Source organism: Rhodopirellula maiorica SM1, from assembly GCF_000346295.1.
Classification (GTDB): Bacteria; Planctomycetota; Planctomycetia; order Pirellulales; family Pirellulaceae; genus Novipirellula; species Novipirellula maiorica.
The window spans coordinates 1-4,738 of the sequence record NZ_ANOG01000853.1 but is presented as its reverse complement, the minus strand read 5'-3'; the positions used below and the strand labels follow the sequence as shown (position 1 = coordinate 4,738).

Genomic DNA, 4,738 nt, shown 5'->3' with positions numbered 1-4,738 from the left:
CAAGCCAGCTGAAAACGCTGGGAAACCGGCCGATACACCCACCTCGCCATCATCCGCCCCATTGGCAGGAGTCGCTCGTGGTGCTGGCCCGTTGGCGTCTCGAGGTCTTGGGGTTGCCAAGCCCGCATCCCCTTCGGTATCGCCAGAAAAGCTTGCCGCAGCGACATCGGACACTGCCAAGAAAGCGAAGAAGAAGCCCAAGAATCGCACCCCACGATTGCCGGGCGACGATCCGTCCAAGCCGAAATCGTCAGCTCCGGTCGCCGCCAAGAAGGTCGCCGTCCCCAATCGACGCGAATCACTGTCGGCGGATCTGCAAGCCGAATTGGATGCTGAACTTGGTCTGGCCGATGTCGAATCGATGCTGGGCGGTAACGCCGGCATGCCCGACCGCCGCGAACCGCTTGCCGAAGGCGCTCGTGTCCATGGCCGCGTGTTGAAGATCAACGACGACACCGTGTTTGTTGCCCTCGGCGGTCCTGACGAAGGCGTCGTGCCGTTTGAACAATTTACTGGCGAAGAACCCAAACCCAACGACAATATCGAAGTCATCGTGCGAGGTTTCAATCGCGAAGATGGCTTGTACGTGCTGACGCTTCCTGGTTCGGCGGTCGAAGTCAGCGATTGGGAAGACATCGAAGAGGGGACTGTCGTCGAAGCAGTGGTGACCGGCCACAACACCGGCGGGCTCGAGTGCAAAGTCGGCAACATGCGTGGCTTTATGCCGATCAGCCAAGTGACCGAGTACCGTGTCGAAGACCTCTCGGAATTCGTCGACCAGAAACTGGTTTGTATCGTCACCGAATCGAACGAACGTCGTGGCAATCTTGTGCTCAGCCGACGCGCGGTGCTGGAGCGTGAGCGCGAGGAAAAACGCAAAGAGCAACTCGAAAAAATCGAAGTCGGCGACACCTTGGAAGGGGTCGTCCGCAGCGTCAAAGATTTTGGTGCCTTCGTCGACCTCGGTGGTCTCGAAGGCCTGATTCACGTCAGCAAGCTGAGCTGGGAACGAATCAAACATCCAAGCGAAGTGATCGAAGAAGGCCAGATGGTGAAGGTCACCGTCGACAAGATCGACAAAGAAACCGGCAAGATCGGTTTGTCGTATCGCGACTTGTTGGAAAACCCGTGGGACACGGCCGAAGCCACCTTCGCCGTCGGTACGATCCATAAGGGAACCGTGACACGGACGGCGCCGTTTGGATGCTTCGTCCGTTTGACCGCAGGTGTCGAAGGCTTGGTTCACATCAGCGAACTGGCCCATCATCGCGTTTCGAAGGTCGACGCTTTCGTCAGCGAAGGACAAGAGGTCGAGGTCAAGATCCTGAGCTTTGATCGCGATTCGCAAAAAGTCGCTCTTTCGATCAAGGCAGCTCAAGCCGTTGCGGCGGATGCCGATGCTAAACCCGAAGTCGAAGAGGAAGAACCGCAGCGTGAAGTCGCTGTCAAACCGACTCACCAAGGCCCGCTTCGCGGCGGCAACAACACCGAATCCGGCGGCGAACGATTTGGTTTGCGTTGGTAGCGGCGAGTTTCGTTCTTCATCCGGTCCCGATTGAACGCCCGGGCGATGCCCCAACGTTTTTTTAGCGGAGCGGCGCAAGCCGCCCGGTCTAAACCGAACGTTTTACTCGCCGCAACCGGACGGATTACGCCGCGAGCGTTAATCTAAAGCCACAGTGGAACCGCGTCCCGACGCGGCAGCTACTCCATCACGCCTTCGATCACGCCGCAGTGCACCAGCGTCGGCACTTTGGATTGGGTCCTCAGCCCAGCTTCGGTCATCCAGGACCGATATTCCGCTTCGCTGTACGCACGACCTTCGGTCAATGAAAACAAGGCTGCGGAATAGAGTGCGATCGGCAGCGGTCCATCCAATGCATCATTCAAGAAGACGTCGTGGATGAACAACCGGCCGCCGGGCTTTAGCGTCTCGACACAGCGACGGATCAACTGTTTACACTCAGGAACGTCCCAGTCGTGAAGGATATTCGACAGCAAGATCGCATCGACGTGTTCTGGCAACGGATCGGCGAACATATTGCCGGGATGTAATTCCGCACGATCGCTGACCCCGTAGGTCTCAGCGAACTCTTTGGCGACCTTCAGCACATCCGGTCGATCAAAAACGACCGCTCGCAGCTGCGGATGTTTCTGTAGCAACGCGTAGCTATAAATTCCCGTGCCGCCACCGAGATCCAATAGGGTTTGGGCATTGTCGATCGGCAGCACGTCGGCGAGCGCCGGAGCCACATTCTTGGCTCGCCCCGCAAGCGCCAAAGTGAAATGACGCGCCGTCGCCTCGGCATCCATCGCGGACTTTGCGCCATCGCGATAGATGAACGCTGTCCCTGAATCGTCATCCGACCCGAGTGGCTTATTGCTTTTCAACAGATGGACCATCGACATCACGCCGGGCGATTGAGCGGCAAGAGACAAATAGTCACCGCAATCCAAACGCGATCCGGGTACGAGATGCTCCGACGCCATCGCGGTCAAGCAAAGCTTGCCATCACGCTGGTCAAGCAACCCCATCGCTCGCAGCGCTGTAACTAACACGTTGGCCGGACGCGGCTGAAGCCCCAGCTCATCGCCAAGCTGCTCGAGCGTCATCGGCTGCTTCGACAACCGCCCAAACAGATCGAAATGAGCCACCGCAGCGGTTAACAACTCGGAACCATAACTACCACGAAACAGTTCAAAGATCGGTGTGGGGTCAACTAGAGGCGGTTGGATCGCGGATTCATACATAGTTGGCGTTAGGGCGAAAGGAAAAGAAGGTGACTACGAGGGCGAGGACGCTGGCGTCCCAAAGTAGCTATCAAGCATCGGCTTGGCCAAATAACGACGGCCCCAAATCATCAGAAACAGTTTTAGCAAAAACCATCCGACGACAAAAAGCATGCTGATGACGACGCCAATGGTCGAAAACCATGCCATCGTATCCCCTCCCATCGCCCCGTTTTGCTGACCAGCAATCTTCTGCATGTATTCTTGCGTCACGGGGAACATTTCGAATTGAGTGAGCGAATAGACAACGACTCGCACGACTTCGAAAAAGATCGCGACGAGCAACGTTCGACGAATCAAAAATCGACTCCACAACTTGCCCTGAATCGCCCCAATGCCGCCCACAAACAGAGCGACCCCGATGGCGATCCCCGCAACACTCATGGCGAGATTGACAAAGTAGTACTTGCCAAGCACCGCCATCATTTCTCGCTGCATCTCGGCCTGGATCTCCCCGGCGGCTCCCGGGGGTGTAAACATGGACGCAAACCGTTCTGCGAACAGCGTATTCGCCAAACTGCCAAGCGAACTCAAGCCACCTAAAATTCCCGCAACAAGACAAACCACGGCCACCACCGTAATCCCGGTCGGCCGAACGACCGCGACATCGTCGGCCAATTGGGCCCGAACATACGGATTAGCTTCTGTCGGAATGCCCGAAACTTCATTGCCCGGACTTTCATTGCCCGAATGTCCCGAGCCCGCAGGTCCTGAGCTTTTAGGATCCGAGTCCGCATGCCCGAAAGAAGATTCACTCATGATGGGTCGATTCCGTTACGGGGGGACAAACGGTGTGATAAACGCGGATGACGAAGCGGGACAACCGTTACGGCAAAGACAAAAACGCTTGCTGAATCTCACGTGCGGTATGCCCTCGCTCGGCAAACCGAAACGCATCGGTCACCGGTCCATTGAGCAAGACGATCAAACCATAGATCGACAATGCAATTTGAGTCGGTGCACAGTAACAGGTTAAACACGTCAACATGCCCACACACAGCATGACGATCGCAAACGTGCGACCTTGGAACTTGATCACCCGCACGCCGGCCCAGATCGTGAATACAGCGATGGCCAAAACACAGGCCGCTGCGATACCGAGCCCGATCAACATGCCGAGTTCCATTTGTTGAGGCATCGGTGGCGGATTGGCTCCCTGTTTTATCGCATCTTCGCGAATGCTGCGAAATATCATCGGCATCGCAAACGCGTACCCGCCAAACACCAACCCCATCAACGTGATAAACACGCCTTGCACGATCATCAACACGCCCAGGATTGGGATCTGGCCAACCATCCCACGCGAATGGACCTCGGACAATTGAACCGCGCCCGCGCCGCCGATCGAATCGGAGGACGACGAAGGTGTGTAGGGATTCGATTCGCTCGAGGGGCGTGCGAACGGGTTGGGATCATCGCTCATGTCGGTCTCGCAAGGAAATATTTCTGCTTAAAAATTCGCCCGGTCCAAGGCACTAAAAGATATCAGGTTCTGCGCCAGGCGTGCGACCGACCAAAAAGTCGAAATCACATCCCTTGTCCGCCTGCATCACATGTTTGGCATACAGATGCAGATAACCGCGATTCGCTAGCGGCTTTGGTTCCGGGTGCAGTTGCAAACGACGAGCGATCTCGTCGTCCGAGACATGCCAATGAATACGTCGACCGGGGATGTCGATTTCAATCTCGTCACCGGTTTGCACCAGCGCCAACGGTCCCCCGGCAGCACTCTCGGGTGCAATATGCAGAACACAAGTCCCATAACTGGTTCCACTCATCCGCGCATCGCTGATCCGCACCATATCGCGCACCCCTTGCTGCAACAATTTTTTCGGAATCGGCAACATGCCCCATTCGGGAAACCAGGCGCTCCTAGCGGGCCGGCACTCCGCAGAATCAGCACGCTGTCGGCGGTGACGTTCAGTTCGGGATCATGAATCCGCTGTTT

Annotated in this window: 5 protein-coding genes; 1 reads left to right on the top strand and 4 read right to left on the bottom strand. The window is 56.6% G+C overall.

Annotated features, from left to right (window positions below):
* On the top strand, positions 1 to 1,525 hold a 1,525-nt coding region (locus RMSM_RS27365; protein ID WP_081614349.1), incomplete at its 5' end, for a 30S ribosomal protein S1.
* Between the two features lie 179 nt (positions 1,526 to 1,704).
* Here the strand turns inward: RMSM_RS27365 and RMSM_RS27360 are convergent.
* From RMSM_RS27360 to RMSM_RS27345, 4 genes are all read right to left on the bottom strand, one after another.
* Positions 1,705 to 2,751, bottom strand: coding sequence for a methyltransferase (locus tag RMSM_RS27360; RefSeq protein ID WP_008704659.1), 1,047 nt, complete (start codon positions 2,749 to 2,751; stop codon positions 1,705 to 1,707).
* Between the two features lie 33 nt (positions 2,752 to 2,784).
* Positions 2,785 to 3,549, bottom strand: coding sequence for a hypothetical protein (locus RMSM_RS27355; RefSeq protein ID WP_008704657.1), 765 nt, complete (start codon positions 3,547 to 3,549; stop codon positions 2,785 to 2,787).
* Between the two features lie 67 nt (positions 3,550 to 3,616).
* Positions 3,617 to 4,213, bottom strand: a complete 597-nt coding sequence (locus RMSM_RS27350; protein ID WP_008704655.1) for a hypothetical protein — start codon at positions 4,211 to 4,213, stop codon at positions 3,617 to 3,619.
* Between the two features lie 52 nt (positions 4,214 to 4,265).
* Positions 4,266 to 4,637 (bottom strand): IlvD/Edd family dehydratase, encoded by a 372-nt coding sequence (locus RMSM_RS27345; protein WP_008704654.1) that lies wholly within the window; start codon positions 4,635 to 4,637, stop codon positions 4,266 to 4,268.
* Positions 4,638 to 4,738 lie beyond the last annotated feature (101 nt).